The sequence below is a fragment of the Pseudomonas sp. SDO5271_S396 genome (assembly GCF_054071795.1).
The window spans coordinates 39,255-56,296 of record NZ_JBSVWB010000041.1 but is presented as its reverse complement, the minus strand read 5'-3'; the positions used below and the strand labels follow the sequence as shown (position 1 = coordinate 56,296).

The following is a 17,042-nucleotide window of genomic DNA, read 5'->3' as shown; positions in this document are numbered from 1 at the left end:
GATCCGACAAGCCAGCTCCTACATGATTCAGTGTTCTTTAGCTCACTGCTGAGTCTTGTGATCCAGGGCTGCGTAGAAGTTGGCGCTCTGTTGCAGGTATTTCTGGGTGTAGGCACTGGTGCTGGATTTTTTGCCGGTGACTTCCACGCTGGCGGAAGCTGGCAGCGCAACAGTGGCGGAAACAGCGGAAGCGGCGATGATGGAGAAGAGGTTCAAGTTCATGTCGGTAACCCTTGTGTTCGTTTGGTTGAGTGGCCGGTGAGGCCTTGGAACCAAACTTACGCCCGAGGGCTAAGCCTTAGAAATGCTTTGAAACAGTAGCCGCTATTAATAGAATTAATAGAAAGGTTCAGGCCCCGTCATCCGGGGCCTGTGGCTTAGTGACGCACCAGGAACTTGAGGTCGCTGGGGGCATCGATCGCCAATTTCTGTACGGTTTTGCCTAACAGACCGGTCTTGGGGTCGCGCTCGACCACCACGATTTCATTGCTTTTCTGGTTGGCGATCAGCAGGAACTTGCCGCTGGGGTCGAGGCTGAACTCCCTCGGATGGTCACCTTCGACGGAACGTCGTTGCAGTTCCTTGAGGTGCGCGGTCGCCGGATCGATGCTGAACACCAGCAACTGGTTAGCGGTGCCGCGGTTGCTCACGTACAGGAATTTGCCATCGCTGGAGGCATGCAGCGCTGCCCCGGCCTTGTCCGACACCGGTTGCCCGGCGGCGAAGTCCACCAGTTGGGTCTGGCTGAGCTGGCCGTCCTTGTAGTCGAATACCGCGATCTGCGCGCTCATCTCCGTGGCCAGCCAGGCGTGCTTGCCGTCGGCGCTGAACAGCAAATGACGCGGGCCGCTGCCCGGGGGCAACTGCACCGAAGCCGGGTTGGCCGCCGTCAAAGGCCGTTCGGGGTTGGCCTTGGGGTCATAGCGGTAGGCAAAGATTTTGTCCGCGCCCAGGTCCTGCACAAACACATACTGGCCGTCCGGCGATGACACCACCGAATGCACGTGGTTGGACGCCTGGCGCTCAGGGTTCACGCGGCTGGCCGGGTGCCCGCTCAACTGCACCGGTGCCGACAGATTGCCTTCGGCATCCAGCGGCAGGATGGCCAGGCTGCCGCCCGGGTCTTCCAGTACCGAATAGTTGGCGACGAACAGGTAGCGGCCATCGGCGGCCACGCTGGAATGGGTCGGCTCGTTGCCCAGGCTCTGGACCTGGTTGATCAGGGTCAACTGATGGTTCTGCGGGTCGATGCGGTAGCTGCTGACGCGCCCCACCGGGTCTTTCTGGCCCGGACCGTTTTCATTGACCACGAACAGGCGCTTGCCATCCTTCGACACGGTCAGCCACGAGGGATTGGCCGCCTTGGCCGCCAGCACCGGCTTGCCGGTGAATTGCCCGGTGCGGCTGTCGAACTGCAAGCGATAAATGCCTTCGCTGGTGCCGGCGGTGTAGCTGCCCACCAACAGTTCAAACGTGTCAGCCGGCGCGGCCTGCACCGACATCGCACCGACACTGCCGGCCATCAGCAGCGGCCAGAATTTACGCATCATCATCCGCATCGTCCTCTTCATTGTTGTTGTCGCCCTTGAACGCACTGAGGCAGACCAGACGGTGTTCACCGTCGTCGTTGCTCAGCAGCCAGCTCTGCAAGCTGTCGTCAAAGGTGGCGGCATTGAGTTGTTCTGGACTGAACGTCCAACGCTTGAGTTCCCGGCCATCCATGCTTTCGATCTGCAAATGCTTGTCGAACTTGAAGTCGAAGGCGTGCAGCCCGTCGATGATCAGCATGTCGCTGTCGTTCAGGGCGGTGCTCAGGTTGGGTTGCGTGTCGGTCATGGTGGGGAGTCACTGCGGGGGAAAAGACACATGATAGGTCAAATCCCCCGCCGTGCCTCGCAGCAATGAGCCATGAACCTCAATGTGCGAAAAGTGAGTTGCCTTTCTGCCCGGCCAGTTTCTCCGGTTTGATCAGAAACCGAGCCAGTGCTGGCAGCAGCCACAGCGCACCGAACATGTTCCACAGCAACATGAAGGTCAGCATCAGGCCCATGTCGGCCTGGAACTTGATCGCCGAGAAGATCCAGGTGCACACACCAATCGCCAGGCACAGCCCGGTGAACAGTACGGCTTTGCCGGTGGACTTGAGCGTCTGGTAGTACGCTTCCTGCAACGGCAGGCCGGCACGCAGGAAACTTTCCAGACGGCTGTAGATATAGATGCCGTAGTCCACGCCAATCCCCACGCCCAGCGCCACCACCGGCAGGGTCGCGACCTTGACGCCGATGCCCATGAACGCCATCAGCGCGTTGCCCAGCACCGAGGTCAGCACCAGCGGCAGCACGATGCACAGGGTTGCCGCCCAGGAGCGGAAGGTGATCATGCACATGGTCGCCACGCACAGGTACACCAGGATCAGGATGGTCAGCTCCGACTCTTTGATCACCTCGTTGGTGGCGGCTTCGATGCCGGCGTTACCTGCCGCCAGGATGAACTCCAGGCCGTCGCGATTGTTTTCCTTGGCAAATTCCTGCACCGCATGCACGGCGCGGTCGAGGGTTTCGGCCTTGTGGTCGTTGAGGAACACCAGCACCGGCGCCAGGGAGCAATTGTTGTTGTACAGGCCATCGGCACGGGCGATGGAGTTGTTCAACACGTCGGGGTTGCGCGACAGGGTTTCCCATTTCAGGTTGCCCTCGTTCATCCCCTTGATCATCTGCTTGGACACGGTCACCAGCGAGATGGCCGACTGCACGCCCTCGGTGTTCTGCATCTTCCACATCAGCTGGTCGATGGGCGCCATGGCTTCATAGCGCGAGCAGCCTTCGGACTTGGTCTTGACCATCACCACCAGCACGTCGGAACTGGTGGAGTAGTTGCTGATGATGAAGTTGTTGTCCTTGTTGTAGCGCGAGTCCGGGCGCAACTCCGGCGCGCCCTGGTCGAGGTCGCCGATCTTCAGGTTCTGGCTGTACCAGAGGCCACCACCAAAGGCGACCAACGCCAGGAAGATCGAGATCGGCGCGACTTTCGGGCTGGCGAATTTCGACAACAGGCGCCAGAAACCATGTTCGCGGTGCGCATCCTTTTTGCTGCGCTCGATGGCGCGTTTGCTGATGCCCACGTAGGAAATCGCCACGGGTAGCAGGATCAGGTTAGTGAACACGATCACCGCCACGCCGATGGAGGCGCCGATGGCCAGTTCGCGAATCACACCGATGTCGATGATCAGCAGCGTAATGAAGCCCACCGCGTCGGCCAGGATCGCGATCATGCCCGGCAGGAACAGTTGGCGGAAGGTGCGGCGCGCAGCGGTCAGGGCGTTGTCGGCGTCGCTGGACTGCAAGGCGATACCATTGATCTTCTGCACACCGTGGGAAATGCCGATGGCGAAGATCAGGAACGGCACCAGCATCGAGTAGGGATCCAGGCCAAAACCGGCGGCGTGCATCAAACCCAGTTGCCAGACCACCGCCACCAGCGTGGTGATCAGCACGGCGATGGTGCTGCGGATGCACCAGGTGAACCAGTACAACAGCACCAGGGTGATGACGAATGCCACGCCGAAGAACAGCACCACCATGATCAGGCCGTCGATCAGGTCACCGACCTTCTTGGCGAACCCGACGATATGGATCTGCACGTTGGGGTTCTGCTCCTGGAACTTGGTGCGGATCTTGTCTTCCAGCTCATGGGAAAACTTCTGATAGTCCAGGGCCAGCAATTTGCCCTGGTCCTGTGGGTCCGGGTACGACTCCAGCAGCGGAATGTCGACAATGCTCGATTTGAAGTCGTTGGCCACCAGGCGTCCGACCTGCCCCGACTTGAGCACGTTGTTGCGCAGTTGATCGAGGCTTTGCGGCGAACCGTTATAGCTCTGCGGGATCACTTCGCCGCCGGCGAAGCCTTCTTCGGTCACTTCGGTCCAGCGCACGCTGGGGCTCCACAGCGACTTGAGGCCGGAGCGATCGACGCCGGAAATGTAGAACACCTCGTCGTTGATCTGACGCAGGGTCTCCATGTATTCCTTCGTGAAGATGTCACCGTCCTTGGCTTCCACCGAGATGCGCACCGTGTTGCCCAGGTTCGCCAGGTCGTTGCGGTGCTCCATCATCTTCTCGATGAAGGGATGCTTGAGGGGGATCATCTTTTCGAAACTGGTGGACGGGCGAATCAAGGTCGCCTGCCAGAACAGGAAAATACTCACCACCAGGCAGATGACGATCACTGCCGGACGGTTGTTGAAGATCAGGCGCTCAAGAAAGGTCGCTTTATCGTTGTGATGAGTGCTCATTCTTTCCCCGCCTTCTTATTGTTTTGTAGGTTCAGCGCCGGTGGGCGTAGCGACACGAACACCGCCCTGCCCGGCCAGAATCAGGTTCCCGTTGCCCGCCGCCGTCACTGATGACAACGAAATGCGATCCGGGCGGTTGAACACGCTGAACGTCACCCCGTCATCGTGGCTGACCACCACGCTGCCGCCGTTGCCAACGACGACAATCGAGCCGTCTTCCAGCAAGGTCGCGCCCGACAGGCCGAACTCCAGCGCTCCCCGCGCGGCGTTCAATTCGACGGGCTCCCAGGTGCTGCCAAAATCCGTGGAACGGTACAGGTTGCCGCGCAAACCGTAGGCCAGCAGGGTTTGCGGTTGCGCGGTGCCGATCACGCCAAACAGCGAGCCCTCGTAGGGGCCTTCGAGTTTTTCCCAGGTCTGGCCGTCATCGCTGGAACGGAACATGCTGCCCTGCTCGCCGACGATGAACAGGCCGGCGTCCTTGATAGCGGCGATGGCATTGAGGTGGAACTGGTCTTCGTTGTCGAGGCGGTCGCTGACGTCGTCCCAGGTCTTGCCGCCGTCGGTGGTTTCGATCAGCGCACCGTAGGCGCCCACGGCCAGGCCGCGTTCGGCGTCCTTGAACCAGATATCGAGCAACGGCGCTTCGCGCTTGAGGTCTTGAAATTGCTGGGTCCAGGTGGCGCCGCCGTCGGAACTGGCGAGGATCTGCGCATCGTGGCCCACCGCCCAGCCTTGTTTGTCATCGACAAAAAACACCGCCGTGAGCAACTGACGGGTGGGCACTTTGGCCTGGGTCCAGGTGCTGCCCTGGTCGTCGGAATAGAGGATGTGCCCGCGATCACCGACCGCCACCAGGCGCTTGCCGGCGTGGACCACATCGATCATCAGGCCCTTGGCGGCCTTGGGGGATTCAATCGCGAACACTGGTGTTGCAGGGGTATCGCTGGCGGCCTGCGCGGGTATAGACCCTGCAACACCTGCAAACAGCGAGAGCGCTGTGGCCAGCAACGCAAACTTGCGTGCGGCGCGTGGGCGGCAAACAACCCAACCCATGACAGGCTCACTCATAGACCTTTCTCCCATTTATTATTGTTAGGTCGTCTCGCCTTCCGGGGCTCTGAAACCTGCAATCTAGAGCGCCCAGGGTCAGCAGGGGCCATCCTATCGGGCTTTCGAATCGTCTGACAATCGGCGCTACGTTATCTTTTGTTAACTGACGGGCGTTTGCGCGTCGGCTGAATATAGCCGCATTCGCCAGACTGATTGCCGACCTCGCTATGAATTTTAATTCCATCTATTGAGTTTTGAGAATTTTTATTCCATTAATAGCCTTCCTGAAAACAATAATCCAAAGGACGTAGGCGTATGCGCGAACTCGGAATCGGCCTGATCGGCACAGGCTTCATGGGCCGTGCCCATGCCCTGGCGTTCAACAATGCCCGGGCAGTGTTTGAATTGCCGGTAAACCTCAAGCTGGCCGCCCTGGCCGATGCCGACACCGAGCGCGCCGTGCGTTGCGCCAGCGCCTGGGGGTTTGCCCAGGCCCATGGCGACTGGCAGGCCCTGATCGACGACCCCAAGGTCGATGTCGTGGCCATCACTACCCCCAATCACTTGCATTACCCCATGGCCATGGCGGCCATCGCGGCAGGCAAGGCGGTGTATTGCGAAAAGCCCTTGGCGGTCAGTCTGGAACAGGCCGACGCCATGCGCCGCGCGGCGAGTGCCGCCGGAGTAGTGACACGGGTGGGCTACAACTATCAGCACAACCCGATGATCACCTTGGCCAGGCAGATGATTGCCAATGGCGAGCTGGGCGAGATCATCAGTTTCCAGGGCGAATTCAGCGAAGACTTCATGGGTGACCCAGACTCCCCATGGTCATGGCGTTGTGAAGTGGAACATGCCGGCGGCGCCCTGGCAGACCTGGGCAGTCATTTGCTGTCGATGGCGCGTTACCTGGTGGGCGATGTGCTCAGCGTATGCGCCGACACCCAGACCGTTCACGCCCGGCGCCCAGCCGTAAAAGGCAGCGCCGAACACAAAGCCATCGCGGTGGACGACCAGGTTCACGCCCTGCTGCGCTTTGCCAATGGCGCACGCGGCACGGTCAGCAGCAGCTGGCTCAAGCACGGCTACAAGAATCACCTGAGTTTCGAGATCAGCGGGACGCAAGGCACGTTGGCGTTCGATCAGGAGCGCCTGAATGAACTGCGCCTGTGTCGCGTCGGCCAGGACGGCTTCCAGCGCCTGCTCGCGGGCCCTGCCTTGCCCGGTTACGCCGCGTTCAGCCCGGCGGCGGGGCATCAATTGGGTTACAACGAATTGAAGACGCTGGAAGTGCAGGAACTGATCATGGCCCTGGCCGGGCAAGGGGCCGATGGCACCGACTTTGAGACAGCGTGGGCTGTGGAGCGGCTGGCGACGGCGATTCGCGTTGCGGCGAAGGAAGAACGCTGGGTCAGCGTGGGCACGATCTAAAATGTGGGAGCGGGCTTGCTCGCTCCCACAATTGGATTACCTGCATCTTGAAATCAGCGCAAGGCGCGGCGCAGAACCTTGCCCACGGTGGTCTTGGGCAGCTCTGTGGTACGGAACTCCACGTACTTGGGCACTTTGTAACCCGTCAGGTATTCGCGGCAGTGGGCAAGGATTTGTTCCTGGGTCAGGTTCGGGTCCTTGCGTACCACGATAATCTTCACCTTTTCCCCGGTGATGCTGTCCTCCACGCCAATGGCTGCCACTTCACCAACCCCCGGGTGCAGCGCCACCACATCCTCGATCTCGTTGGGGTACACGTTGAAACCCGAGACCAGGATCATGTCTTTTTTGCGGTCCACCAGGCGAATGTATCCACGTTCGTCCATCACCCCGATATCACCCGTGGACAACCAGCCTTCGGCATCCAGCACTTCGGCGGTTTCCTTGGGTCGCTTCCAATACCCTTGCATCACCTGCGGGCCGCGTACCTGCAACTCGCCTTGTTCGCCCACCTCCGCCAGCTCACCGTCTTCGCGTAAAAAGCGTACCCAGGTGGATGGCAACGGCACGCCGATGCTGCCGGTGAACTCCATCTCACGCATGCGTGCAATATCGATAGGGCTGATGCTCACCACCGGCGAGCATTCGGTCAGGCCGTAGCCTTCGATGATCGGCAGCCCGGTGACCTCCTTCCAGCGCTGCGCCACCGACGTATGCGTGGCCATGCCGCCGGCGATCACCATGCGCAGGTCGGAAAAGTCCCGCGCACAGAACTCCTTGTTTTCCAGCAACCCATTGAACAGCGTGTTAACCCCGGCAATCCCATTGAAACGCTCCTTGCGCAGGATCATCTGCACACGCTTCACGTCCCGCGGGTTGGCGATCAGGATGTTGCGCCCACCCAGGCACATGAACATCAGGCAGTTCACCGTGAGCGAAAAAATGTGATACAGCGGCAGCAGCGTGACGTTGGTTTCCTGCTGGTTCTGGTCCAGCTGATCACCGACCCAGGCCTTGGCCTGCAACAGGTTGGCGATGATATTGCGGTGGCTGAGCATCACCCCCTTGGCATCGCCGGTGGTACCGCCGGTGTATTGCAAAAAAGCCAGGTCATCGAGCGCCATGGCCACCGGGAAGTGATTGAGCGCGCGCCCCTGCTTCAGTACCTGATTGAAGCGCAGCGCGCCGCGCAGGTTGAAGTCGGGCACCTGTTTTTGCACGCGCCGCAGGATGAAGTTCATCGCCGCGCCCTTGAACGTACCGAGCAGGTCGCCGATGGCCGCCACCACGACACGCTTGACGCTGCTGCCGGCGATGACTTTTTCCAGGGTGTGGGCGAAGTTCTCGAAGATCACCACGGTTTCGGCTTCGCTGTCCTTGAGCAAGTGCTTGAGCTCGTGGGCGGTGTACAGCGGGTTGACGTTGACCACCACCGCCCCGGCCAGGGTGGTGCCCAGCAGGCAGATGGGATACTGCAAGCAATTGGGCATCATCAGCGCCACACGGTCGCCCTTCTTCACACCCTGCCCTTGCAGCCAGGCGGCGAAGGCGACGCCCTGGGCCTGCCAATCGGCATAGGTCATTTCGGTGCCGATGCTGACGTAGGCAACTCGCTCGCGATAACGCTCCAAGTGTTCCAGAAACACTTCGCGCAACGATGGGTAGTCCTCGATACCGGCTTCGATGTCCGCCGGCACGCCGGGCAAGTAAGCGTTCAACCAGATCCGTTCGGTTTGTTCCAGGCTGACAGTGTTCATGGCAGTCTCCTTATTGTTGTTTTGGATGACGCTACTTTTCGACGATGGCGGTAATCCCCAGCCCTCCCGCCGCACAAATGGAAATCAGGCCGCGCCCGCCGCCGCGCTCATGGATGGCCTTGGCCAGCGCCGCCAGTTGCCGGCCGCCGGTGGCGGCGAACGGATGGCCGCAGCCCAGCGAGCCACCGTTGACGTTCATCTTGCTGCGGTCAATGGGGCCCAGCGGTGCTTCCAAGCCTAGACGCTCGCGGCAATAATCGGCGTCCTCCCAGGCTTTCAGCGTGCACAGCACCTGGGCGGCGAACGCTTCATGTATCTCGAAAAAATCGAAATCGGCAAAGCTCAAGCCCTCGCGCGCGAGCATGCGCGGCACGGCATAGGCCGGGGCCATCAACAGGCCCTCGGTGCCGTCGACGAAGTTCACCGCCGCCGTTTCGCCGGTGCGCAGGTAAGCCAGCACCGGCCACCCGTGGGCCGCGGCCCATTCCTCACTGGCCAGCAACACCACTGAGGCGCCATCGGTCAGCGGTGTGGAGTTGCCGGCGGTGAGCGTGCCGTTCTGCCGATCGTAGGCCGGAGACAAGCCGGCGAGCTTCTCCAGGCTGGCGTCCGCGCGCAGGTTGTTGTCGCGGGCCAGGCCACGATATGGGCTGATCAGGTCGTCGAAAAAACCGCGCAGGTACGCCGCGTCCAGCCGCTGATGGCTGCTGAGGGTCAGTTCATCCTGGGCCAAGCGCTTGATCTGCCAGCGCTTGGCCATTTCTTCACAGTGCTCGCCCATGGACAAGCCGGTACGCGGCTCGCCATTGCGCGGCAGCAACGGCTTGAACAACATCGATGGACGCACCTTCGACAAAGCCCGCAGTTTTGCCCCCATGCCCTTGGCACGGTTGGCCGCCAGCAAGGTGTGGCGCAACGATTCGTTGATGCCGATGGGCGCATCGGAGGTAGTGTCGGCGCCGCCGGCCACGCCCACGTCGATCTGGCCGAGGGCGATTTTATTGGCCACCAGCAACGCGGCTTCCAAACCCGTGCCGCAGGCTTGCTGGACATCGTAGGCGGGTGTGTCGGGGGACAAGGTGGTCGACAGCAGGGCTTCACGCGCGAGGTTGAAGTCCCGGGAATGCTTGATCACCGCGCCGGCGGCAAACTCCCCCAGGCGCTGGCCGTGCAGGTTGTAGCGATCCACCAGGCCTTGCAGCGCAGCCACCAGCAAGTCCTGGTTGCTGTCATGGGTGTACACCGTGTTGGAGCGGGCAAACGGGATGCGGTTGCCGCCGATGATCGCAACGCGACGCACCGGGGCCGGATTGAAGCTGTAGTCACTCATCGACAGGTCTCATTCCAGATAAAGAGGCCGCGCATATGGGGCTTGTCGCCGGCGACATTGCGCACTTCGAATTCACGGCGCGGGCTCGTCACGGGGCGGCTCCAGAGCGCCACCTGGCCGGGCAGGAAGATCGGCAGTTTGAACTCGCAATGGGCCTCGGCCTGGTCCAGTCCGCCGGGCGGTTGCTGGGCGGCCAGTGCGCGGCCCAGGGTCCACATGCCATGGGCGATGGCACGGCGAAAGCCGAAGATCTTCGCGCCGATCACCGAGGTATGGATCGGGTTGAAGTCCCCGGACACCTTGGCAAAGCGTCGGCCCAGGTCGGCGGGCAGTGTCCAGCGCTGGGTACGCAACAAGCCCTCTTCCGGCAACGGCAACCCATCGCCCCAGGGCTCCCCGACCGGTGCCTTGACGTCACGGCGCAAATACAGGCTGTCGCTTTCCCACACCAGGGCGTCGTCGCCGTAGGCGCGGGTGGCGATGCTTAACGCCTGGCCCTTGGGATGGGCGACCCAGCGCTCGCAATACACCTCAAGGCGCAACGCCTGCCCCTCGTGCAAGCGCCGGTGCTGATGAATGCGATTGGCCAGGTGCACCATGCCGCTGGCCGGGTACGGAAAACTCGGCCGAGTCAGCAGCATCAGGTGCAGCGGGAACGCCAGCACATGGGGATAGGACAGTGGCACGCCCTGTTCGCGACGGAACCCGCAGGCGCGGCCATAGGCGGCAATGTCGCTGGGCGACAACGCCACCGCCGCGCGCACCAGGCGCTCCCTGGGCAGCAGCGGCGCACCGTCGAGTTTGGGCTTGCGCAGGGCGCGCGCACCGTCGATCAACAAACGCATGCGCGACGGGGGTGGGTCGATGATCTGGGTCACGTAGTCCATGGCTCAGGCCCCCAACAGGCTTTGGCCGCAGACGCGTACGACTTGGCCGTTGACCCCACCGGACGCCGGGTGCGCCAGCCAGGCGATGGTTTCAGCCACATCGATGGGCTGACCGCCCTGGGACAAGGAATTCATGCGTCGCCCCGCCTCGCGGATCATCAACGGGATCTTCGCGGTCATCTGGGTCTCGATGAACCCGGGCGCCACCCCGTTGACCGTCACCTGCTGCGCAGCCGCCTTTGGTGCCAGGCCTTGTACCAGGCCAATCACCCCGGCTTTGGAGGTGGCGTAGTTACTCTGCCCCAGGTTGCCGGCAATGCCGGAAATCGACGACACGCACACAATCCGCCCTCCCGGGTTCAGCCCCTGGCTGTCCAGCAACGCGCTGCTCAATTGCAGCGGAGCCTCCAGGTTCACCGCCAGTACGCTGCGCCACGCGGCTTCGGTCATTTTGGCGATGGTTTTGTCGCGGGTGATGCCGGCGTTGTGCACCACCACATCGAATGCACCGTATTGACTGACATGGGCCTGCAACAGCGAAGCCGCGTCGGTGGCGGTGATGTCCAGCGGCAATGCCGATCCGCCGACACTGCTGGCCGCCTGCTGCAGGGCCTCGTGAGACTGAGGCACGTCCACACACACCACATGGGCACCATCACGTGCCAACACCTGCGCGATGGCCAGCCCGATACCACGGGAGGCGCCGGTCACCAAGGCGCGGCGACCGACAAAGGGTTTATCCCAGTTGATCGCGTTATTGCCGTCCACCGTGTTTTCCAGGCGCACCACTTGCCCGGACACGTAGGCCGAACGGCGCGACAGAAAAAAGCGCAGGCTGCTGTCCAGCGCCGCTTCGGCACCCGGCGCCACATAGATCAATTGCACGGTGATCGCCCGGCGCAGTTCCTTGGCCAGCGAGCGCACCAGCCCTTCCAGGGCGCGCTGGGCGATGGCTTGGGGCAAATCCCTGCAATGCTCCGGCGCCGTGCCGAGCACCACCACACGGCCATGGTGGCCGATGCGCTTGGCGTTCGCATGGAAGAACACGTAGAGCTCATCGAGTTGCTGCAAGTCCGTCACGCCGCTGGCGTCGAACACCGCGCCCTGCACCTTGACCGTGGACGGCGCCTTGGGGGTCGCCGGGATGGCGGCCACGGTGTCGGTGGCTTCAAGCACCTGTTGCACCGGCTCGATCAGGCGCCCTGCCCCGGCGATGATCACCGGGTTGACCAACCCGTGCTGGCCGCTGCGATGGCGTTGCAGCGGTAGCGGTTGCGGCAGGCCGACGGCCTGGGCCAGGCGCCGACCCCAGGGGGAATTGACGAAAGAAAGGTAGCTGTCACTCATAGAGACATTCACTCACAACACATTCTGACCGTGTAAACCCGGTCCCCTGTGGGAGCTGACCTGCCTGCGCTAGCGGTGTCAGGTGTACCGCTATCGCAGGCAAGCCAGCGCTCACATTGACCGTGCTTGTCCTAATTGACCGAGGCGTTTTCGCTCTGGCTGTTGCGACGTTTTATCGCCGGTTCCAACGCCTGCTTGCGCTGTTGCAACGCCTCCAGCAAACCGAAATCCTGCGGGAAGTCGTCGACCTGGATGCCATGGTCGGCGTATTCCACGTAGCGTCCCAGCAAGGTGTCTTCGTCGTCGCTGATCAGGTCCAGCGCCCGCGCCTTGATACGCCAGGCGGTGAACGCAGTAGCGGAAATCGGCATTGGTTCGATCACGCCCTGCTTCACGGCGGCCTTGAGCCGTGCCTCGATCAGTTCCACTTGCGGCAACAGGCGGAAACCCAATTCACCGTAAGCCAGCTTGTCGATTTCCGGACGCGGTATGTAGGAATTGGCCAGCAGGCGGTCGCGGGTCTCGCCCGGGGTCTGCACCACATCCGCCACCTGGGCCAGCAAGCGGTCCGAGGGTTTACGCAGGGGAATGCCGAGCGGGAACGTCAACACTTTCAGCACGCTTGCGGTGGCTTTCGACGGGTAGTTATCCAGTACTTCGGCCAAGGCTTCATGGGCGCGCAACAACGCATCCTGTGCAGCCCAGTGCACCAACGGCAGGTCCGCCTGGGGCCGGCCATCATCTTCAAAACGCTTGAGTACGCAGGACAGGATGTACAGCTGCGACAGAATATCCCCCAGCCGCCCGGTGATACTTTCCTTGCGCTTGAGGGCCCCGCCCAGTACGCCCATGGAAATATCCGAGATCAACGCCAGCACCACCGACAGTCGATTGGCCTGGCGGTAGTAGGACGCCAGCGCCGGGTCGGTCTTGGCCGGAGCCGAAATCAGCCGCCCACCGGTCAGCGAATGCACGACAGCGCGTACGGTATTGGCCAGTACAAAGCTCACGTGGCCGAACATCGCAGTGTCGAAGGCTTCCAGCGCCTTGCGTCGGTCCGGGTTGCGCGCCGCTTCCATTTCGCGGAACACATAGGGATGGCAACGGATCAGGCCCTGGCCAAAGATGATCAGGCAGCGGGTCATGATGTTTGCCCCCTCCACCGTAATGGCGATGGGGCTTTGCTGGTAGGCACGGGCCAGGAAGTTGTTCGGGCCCATGCAGATGCCCTTGCCGGCGACGATGTCCATGCCGTCGTTGACGATGATCCGTGCACGTTCGGTGACGTGGTATTTGGCGATGGCCGAGATCACCGACGGTTTTTCGCCGGCATCCAGGGACGCCACCGACACTTTGCGCACCGCATCACAGGCGTACAAGTGCCCGGCCATACGCGCCAACGGCGCTTGCACGCCCTCGAATTTGCCGATGGGCAAGCCGAATTGCTTGCGCATCGCCGCATAGGCCGTGGTGCCGCGCACGGCGACCTTGCCCAGGCCAACGTTGGCCGACGGCAGGGAAATTGCGCGACCGGCCGCCAGGCATTCCATCAACATGCGCCAGCCGTTGCCGACCTGCTCGCGACCACCAATCACCCACTCCAGCGGAATGAACACGTCCTTGCCGGTGGTCGGGCCGTTCTGGAACACCGCATTCAGCGGCCAGTGGCGACGGCCGCTGTTGACGCCCGGATGGGAGGTTGGAATCAGCGCACACGTAATGCCGAGTGAACCTGGGGCGCCGAGCAAGCCGTCCGGGTCTTCGGCGCGAAACGCCAGGCCGAGCACGGTGGCAATCGGGCCGAGGGTGATGTAGCGCTTGTCCCAGGTCACCTTGAAACCGAGCACTTCTTCGCCTTCATGGATGCCTTTGCAGACGATGCCCAGGTCGGGAATGGCGCCTGCATCGGAACCGGCATACGGGCTGGTCAGGGCGAAACACGGGATGTCTTCACCGCGGGCCAGGCGCGGCAAGTAGTAATTGCGCTGGGCATCGGTGCCGTAGTGCAACAGCAACTCGGCCGGGCCCAGGGAGTTGGGCACCATCACCGAAATCGCCGCCGCCGAGCAACGGGTCGACAGCTTCATCACCACTTGGGAATGGGCATAGTGGGAGAAGCCTTTGCCACCGTATTGCTTGGGAATGATCATGCCGAGGAACCCGGCGTCCTTGGTGTACTGCCAGCCTTCGGGGGAAAGGTCCTGCCAGATCTGGGTGGTTTCCCAGTCGTTGGCCATGTCGCAGAGGGTTTCGACTTCGTTGTCGAGGAAGGCTTGCTCCTCGGCGCTCAAGCTGGCCGGCGCCGCGCTCAACAACCGTTGCCAGTCGGGCTTGCCGCTGAACAATTCGGCATCCCACCAGACCGTGCCGGATTCGATGGCCGCCCGTTCGGTGTCAGACATCGCAGGCATGATGGTGCGGAACAGGCCCAGCGCCTTGCTCGTCAACAACGCACGGCGCAGGGGTTTGATTGCCAGCAGCAAGGCCGGTGCGATGACCAGCACCGCCGCAACCGTGATGCCAAACGTGGCGATCACATTGAACAGATAGCCCACCGCCAACCAGATCAGGCCAACGCCCAGCCACACAGTGGCCGCAGCTTGTCGATACGCCAGGGCAATCGCAGCTGCGAAACCCGCCAATAACCAGATAACCATGGGGATACCTCTACTCGATTCAGGGTACGGCTCAGGTTCGTCCGGTCGAAATGACCGACGACGTAAAGCCACACTACAAACTTGCAAAACCGAATTCAAATTTTGTTTTGAAATTTTTATTTAATGCTTGGGCAAAAAAAATGGCTGTGCAGGCCAGCCTGGTTCAACCGTGAGGTGAAACATCGATAAGGGTCGCTACGGCGACCCTCGCCAAACGGCGCCAAACAGGTTTGAGTGGGATCAGAACGCGTACGTCGCGGAAAGACTGACAACCTCACCCTTCGCGTCTGCCTTGCCGTCCAGGGTTGCTCCGCCAAGACGATCCTGGTTGTGAGTGCGCAGCTTGGCTTTCTCGACGAACTGCCGTGAATAGGCACCGTCAATACTCAAGCCAGGGATGGCGCGGATGTTGTAGCCAAACCCCAGCGACGCAAAAATCCGGTCCCCGTCAGGAATACGCGGGTCACGCGTGGAGTTGCGCGTCGGTGTCTGGTCGGTGGCAACACCTGCGCGGAAGGTAAAGTCGTCGGTAAATTTGTAATCGCCGCCCAGCGACACCATCCAGGCATCCTTGTAGTTATAGGGAATCGACACAATTTGCACGCCGTCGGACTTCAACGTCAGCGACTTGAATGACGACCATTGGGTCCAGGTCACACTGGCGCCCAAGGTGAGGCGATCGTTGAACTGGTGAACCCAGTCGACGGAGGCATTGGCCGGAACGTCCAATTGTGTGGTCGCATTGGCACCGTTGGAGTTGAGGGTAAGCCCCGGATAAGCCAACGCAGGCAGGCCGCCGTCGATCAGTGCCTTGTTCGCTTCGTCCGCATAAATGCTGTACTTGCCCTCCAGCTTATTCTTGATTTTCGCGTGGTAGTTCAAGCCCAGGGTATCGAATTCTGTGGGTTTCCAGGCGACGCCGGCAAACCAGCCCACGGAGGTGTTGTCCACCTTCACACGCATCAACGAGCTGCCTACGCCGGAGGGGAACGGAATACCGATGGTGGGTGACAGCGCCGCTGCCGCATACAGGTCCAGGTTCTGGCTTACAAAGCCCTTGGTGTGCTGGACAATTGCACCTGCACCCACCGAGAACTGGTCATTGACCTTGAAGGATAACGAACCGGTAACGCCTACGGTTTCAATGCGGGTATCGACGGCGAAGTCACGACCAATCCAATCCTGATCCCACGTGGTGCGCGCACCCAATGGCACCACCTGGCTAAGTCCGAAGGCGAAACGATCATTGATCGGCATCACCATAAAGCCGGTTGGCAACCACGCGGTAAAACCACCCTGACCGCCATCTCCGGTACGCGGAGTGGAACTGAGATCCGTGGGGTCGACAGCGGCAGGCGCGTTACCTGCATAGTCTTTGGCTGTGCCTTTGTACTTGATATCGATCCGTGCGTAATCGACAGTGAACTGGGAAATATTGCGATCGATAAAGGCCATCGCCGCCGGGTTGTTATACGCCGCGGAAGGGTCGTTCTGGAACAACGATCCCCCACCGAAGGCGCGCCCCCAGCCTGGAGCACCGAAAGTCGGTGTAGCAAAACCGCCAGCGTGTGCGTGCCCAGCCACAGTGATGAGACCGCCGAGAACGGCGAGGCTCAACAAAGTGCGTGCCTGCTGTTTCTTATTATCCATGCTCCACTCCGTTATTGTTTTTATCCTCCACGATCGGTTTCACCGACCTGGACTACCGCAACCAGTGCCTCTTGCGAGGCACTGGCGTCTTTCAACGTGTGATCACCACGTCAAGCGCATGACGCTTATGGAGAAACGGTAAAGACAGGGGTTGGCACTGCGGTCAGAGCCGTGATCTTGCAAGAGCCCACGGTCTGAGCGCTCGGTACGCTGAGGGTATTGGTGCTGTTGTTGAAGCCGACATTGATGGTCACTGGTGTCGCGGTGCAGTCCGACAGGATCTTGAATTTCACGCCCGAAACGGTACCGGTGAAAGCAGTCGGGCCACCGCCGGTGACCGCGAGGGTCCATGGCAGCCCTTGCAGGACAGGCACTGCGCAGAGCGAGTTGGAACCACTGACGGTGGCGCCGGTGATGGACGCGCTGGAGCCGTTGGCGGCAACAGTGCCGGTAAAGACGATGTTGCAGGTGACCGGAAGATTCAGGGAAGCAGGCGACGTAACAGTGATCGAGCCGGCGGTGGAGAATGCAGCACCCGCCGGTGCGATAGTGGCTGCATTGGCCATCGAAACGGCACCGAAGCACAGCGCGAACGAAGTTGCACAAACGAGGGTTTTCAAGCTTTTCATTGTTTTTCCT

13 protein-coding genes are annotated in these 17,042 nt (G+C 61.3%); 1 reads left to right on the top strand and 12 read right to left on the bottom strand.

The window, feature by feature from the left end:
* Positions 1 to 42: 42 nt before the first annotated feature.
* From ACW9IN_RS23210 to ACW9IN_RS23190, 5 genes are all read right to left on the bottom strand, one after another.
* Positions 43 to 222, bottom strand: coding sequence for a hypothetical protein (locus tag ACW9IN_RS23210; protein ID WP_457368006.1), 180 nt, complete (start codon positions 220 to 222; stop codon positions 43 to 45).
* A 155-nt stretch (positions 223 to 377) separates the two neighbouring features.
* Positions 378 to 1,553 (bottom strand): lactonase family protein, encoded by a 1,176-nt coding sequence (locus ACW9IN_RS23205; protein WP_457368005.1) that lies wholly within the window; start codon positions 1,551 to 1,553, stop codon positions 378 to 380.
* Positions 1,540 to 1,836 carry a DUF5629 family protein gene (locus tag ACW9IN_RS23200; RefSeq protein ID WP_457368004.1) on the bottom strand — a complete coding sequence of 99 codons (297 nt, stop codon included), beginning with the start codon at positions 1,834 to 1,836 and terminating at the stop codon, positions 1,540 to 1,542. The genes ACW9IN_RS23205 and ACW9IN_RS23200 overlap by 14 nt, the downstream gene beginning before the upstream one ends.
* Before the next feature lie 79 nt (positions 1,837 to 1,915).
* A complete protein-coding gene (locus ACW9IN_RS23195; RefSeq protein ID WP_457368003.1) occupies positions 1,916 to 4,291 on the bottom strand; it encodes an efflux RND transporter permease subunit in 2,376 nt (791 codons plus the stop codon).
* A 15-nt stretch (positions 4,292 to 4,306) separates the two neighbouring features.
* Positions 4,307 to 5,347, bottom strand: a complete 1,041-nt coding sequence (locus ACW9IN_RS23190; protein ID WP_457368007.1) for a WD40/YVTN/BNR-like repeat-containing protein — start codon at positions 5,345 to 5,347, stop codon at positions 4,307 to 4,309.
* A gap of 312 nt (positions 5,348 to 5,659) precedes the next feature.
* Between ACW9IN_RS23190 and ACW9IN_RS23185 the strand changes: the two genes are divergently transcribed.
* Entirely contained in the window at positions 5,660 to 6,775 is a 1,116-nt protein-coding gene (locus ACW9IN_RS23185) for a Gfo/Idh/MocA family protein (protein ID WP_457368002.1), read from the top strand.
* A gap of 53 nt (positions 6,776 to 6,828) precedes the next feature.
* Here ACW9IN_RS23185 and ACW9IN_RS23180 read toward each other — a convergent pair whose 3' ends face one another.
* The 7 genes from ACW9IN_RS23180 to praB all read right to left on the bottom strand — a co-directional run bounded on the left by ACW9IN_RS23180 (position 6,829) and on the right by praB (position 17,032).
* On the bottom strand, positions 6,829 to 8,532 hold the full coding sequence (locus ACW9IN_RS23180) for an AMP-binding protein (RefSeq protein WP_457368001.1): 1,704 nt from the start codon (positions 8,530 to 8,532) through the stop codon (positions 6,829 to 6,831).
* 31 nt (positions 8,533 to 8,563) lie between these two features.
* Positions 8,564 to 9,862 (bottom strand): acetyl-CoA C-acetyltransferase, encoded by a 1,299-nt coding sequence (locus tag ACW9IN_RS23175; protein ID WP_457368000.1) that lies wholly within the window; start codon positions 9,860 to 9,862, stop codon positions 8,564 to 8,566.
* Positions 9,859 to 10,749 (bottom strand): MaoC family dehydratase, encoded by an 891-nt coding sequence (locus ACW9IN_RS23170; protein ID WP_457367999.1) that lies wholly within the window; start codon positions 10,747 to 10,749, stop codon positions 9,859 to 9,861. The genes ACW9IN_RS23175 and ACW9IN_RS23170 overlap by 4 nt, the downstream gene beginning before the upstream one ends.
* 3 nt (positions 10,750 to 10,752) lie before the next feature.
* Complete coding sequence (locus tag ACW9IN_RS23165; RefSeq protein WP_457367998.1) at positions 10,753 to 12,096, bottom strand: 3-oxoacyl-ACP reductase; 1,344 nt, start codon at positions 12,094 to 12,096, stop codon at positions 10,753 to 10,755.
* A gap of 131 nt (positions 12,097 to 12,227) precedes the next feature.
* The gene (locus ACW9IN_RS23160; RefSeq protein ID WP_457367997.1) at positions 12,228 to 14,753 is read right to left on the bottom strand and encodes an acyl-CoA dehydrogenase; all 2,526 of its coding nucleotides are present in this window, start codon (positions 14,751 to 14,753) and stop codon (positions 12,228 to 12,230) included.
* 240 nt (positions 14,754 to 14,993) lie between these two features.
* On the bottom strand, positions 14,994 to 16,403 hold the full coding sequence (locus ACW9IN_RS23155; protein WP_457367996.1) for an outer membrane protein transport protein: 1,410 nt from the start codon (positions 16,401 to 16,403) through the stop codon (positions 14,994 to 14,996).
* A gap of 125 nt (positions 16,404 to 16,528) precedes the next feature.
* On the bottom strand, positions 16,529 to 17,032 hold the full coding sequence (gene praB, locus ACW9IN_RS23150) for an alkane oxidation protein activator PraB (protein ID WP_457367995.1): 504 nt from the start codon (positions 17,030 to 17,032) through the stop codon (positions 16,529 to 16,531).
* Positions 17,033 to 17,042 lie beyond the last annotated feature (10 nt).

Coding starts and splice junctions, on each gene's coding strand:
- ACW9IN_RS23210 (WP_457368006.1), bottom strand. CDS start 222: ATGAACTTGAACCTCTTCTCCATCATCGCCGCTTCCGCTGTTTCCGCC.
- ACW9IN_RS23205 (WP_457368005.1), bottom strand. CDS start 1,553: ATGATGATGCGTAAATTCTGGCCGCTGCTGATGGCCGGCAGTGTCGGT.
- ACW9IN_RS23200 (WP_457368004.1), bottom strand. CDS start 1,836: ATGACCGACACGCAACCCAACCTGAGCACCGCCCTGAACGACAGCGAC.
- ACW9IN_RS23195 (WP_457368003.1), bottom strand. CDS start 4,291: ATGAGCACTCATCACAACGATAAAGCGACCTTTCTTGAGCGCCTGATC.
- ACW9IN_RS23190 (WP_457368007.1), bottom strand. CDS start 5,347: ATGGGTTGGGTTGTTTGCCGCCCACGCGCCGCACGCAAGTTTGCGTTG.
- ACW9IN_RS23185 (WP_457368002.1), top strand. CDS start 5,660: ATGCGCGAACTCGGAATCGGCCTGATCGGCACAGGCTTCATGGGCCGT.
- ACW9IN_RS23180 (WP_457368001.1), bottom strand. CDS start 8,532: ATGAACACTGTCAGCCTGGAACAAACCGAACGGATCTGGTTGAACGCT.
- ACW9IN_RS23175 (WP_457368000.1), bottom strand. CDS start 9,862: ATGAGTGACTACAGCTTCAATCCGGCCCCGGTGCGTCGCGTTGCGATC.
- ACW9IN_RS23170 (WP_457367999.1), bottom strand. CDS start 10,749: ATGGACTACGTGACCCAGATCATCGACCCACCCCCGTCGCGCATGCGT.
- ACW9IN_RS23165 (WP_457367998.1), bottom strand. CDS start 12,096: ATGAGTGACAGCTACCTTTCTTTCGTCAATTCCCCCTGGGGTCGGCGC.
- ACW9IN_RS23160 (WP_457367997.1), bottom strand. CDS start 14,753: ATGGTTATCTGGTTATTGGCGGGTTTCGCAGCTGCGATTGCCCTGGCG.
- ACW9IN_RS23155 (WP_457367996.1), bottom strand. CDS start 16,403: ATGGATAATAAGAAACAGCAGGCACGCACTTTGTTGAGCCTCGCCGTT.
- praB (WP_457367995.1), bottom strand. CDS start 17,032: ATGAAAAGCTTGAAAACCCTCGTTTGTGCAACTTCGTTCGCGCTGTGC.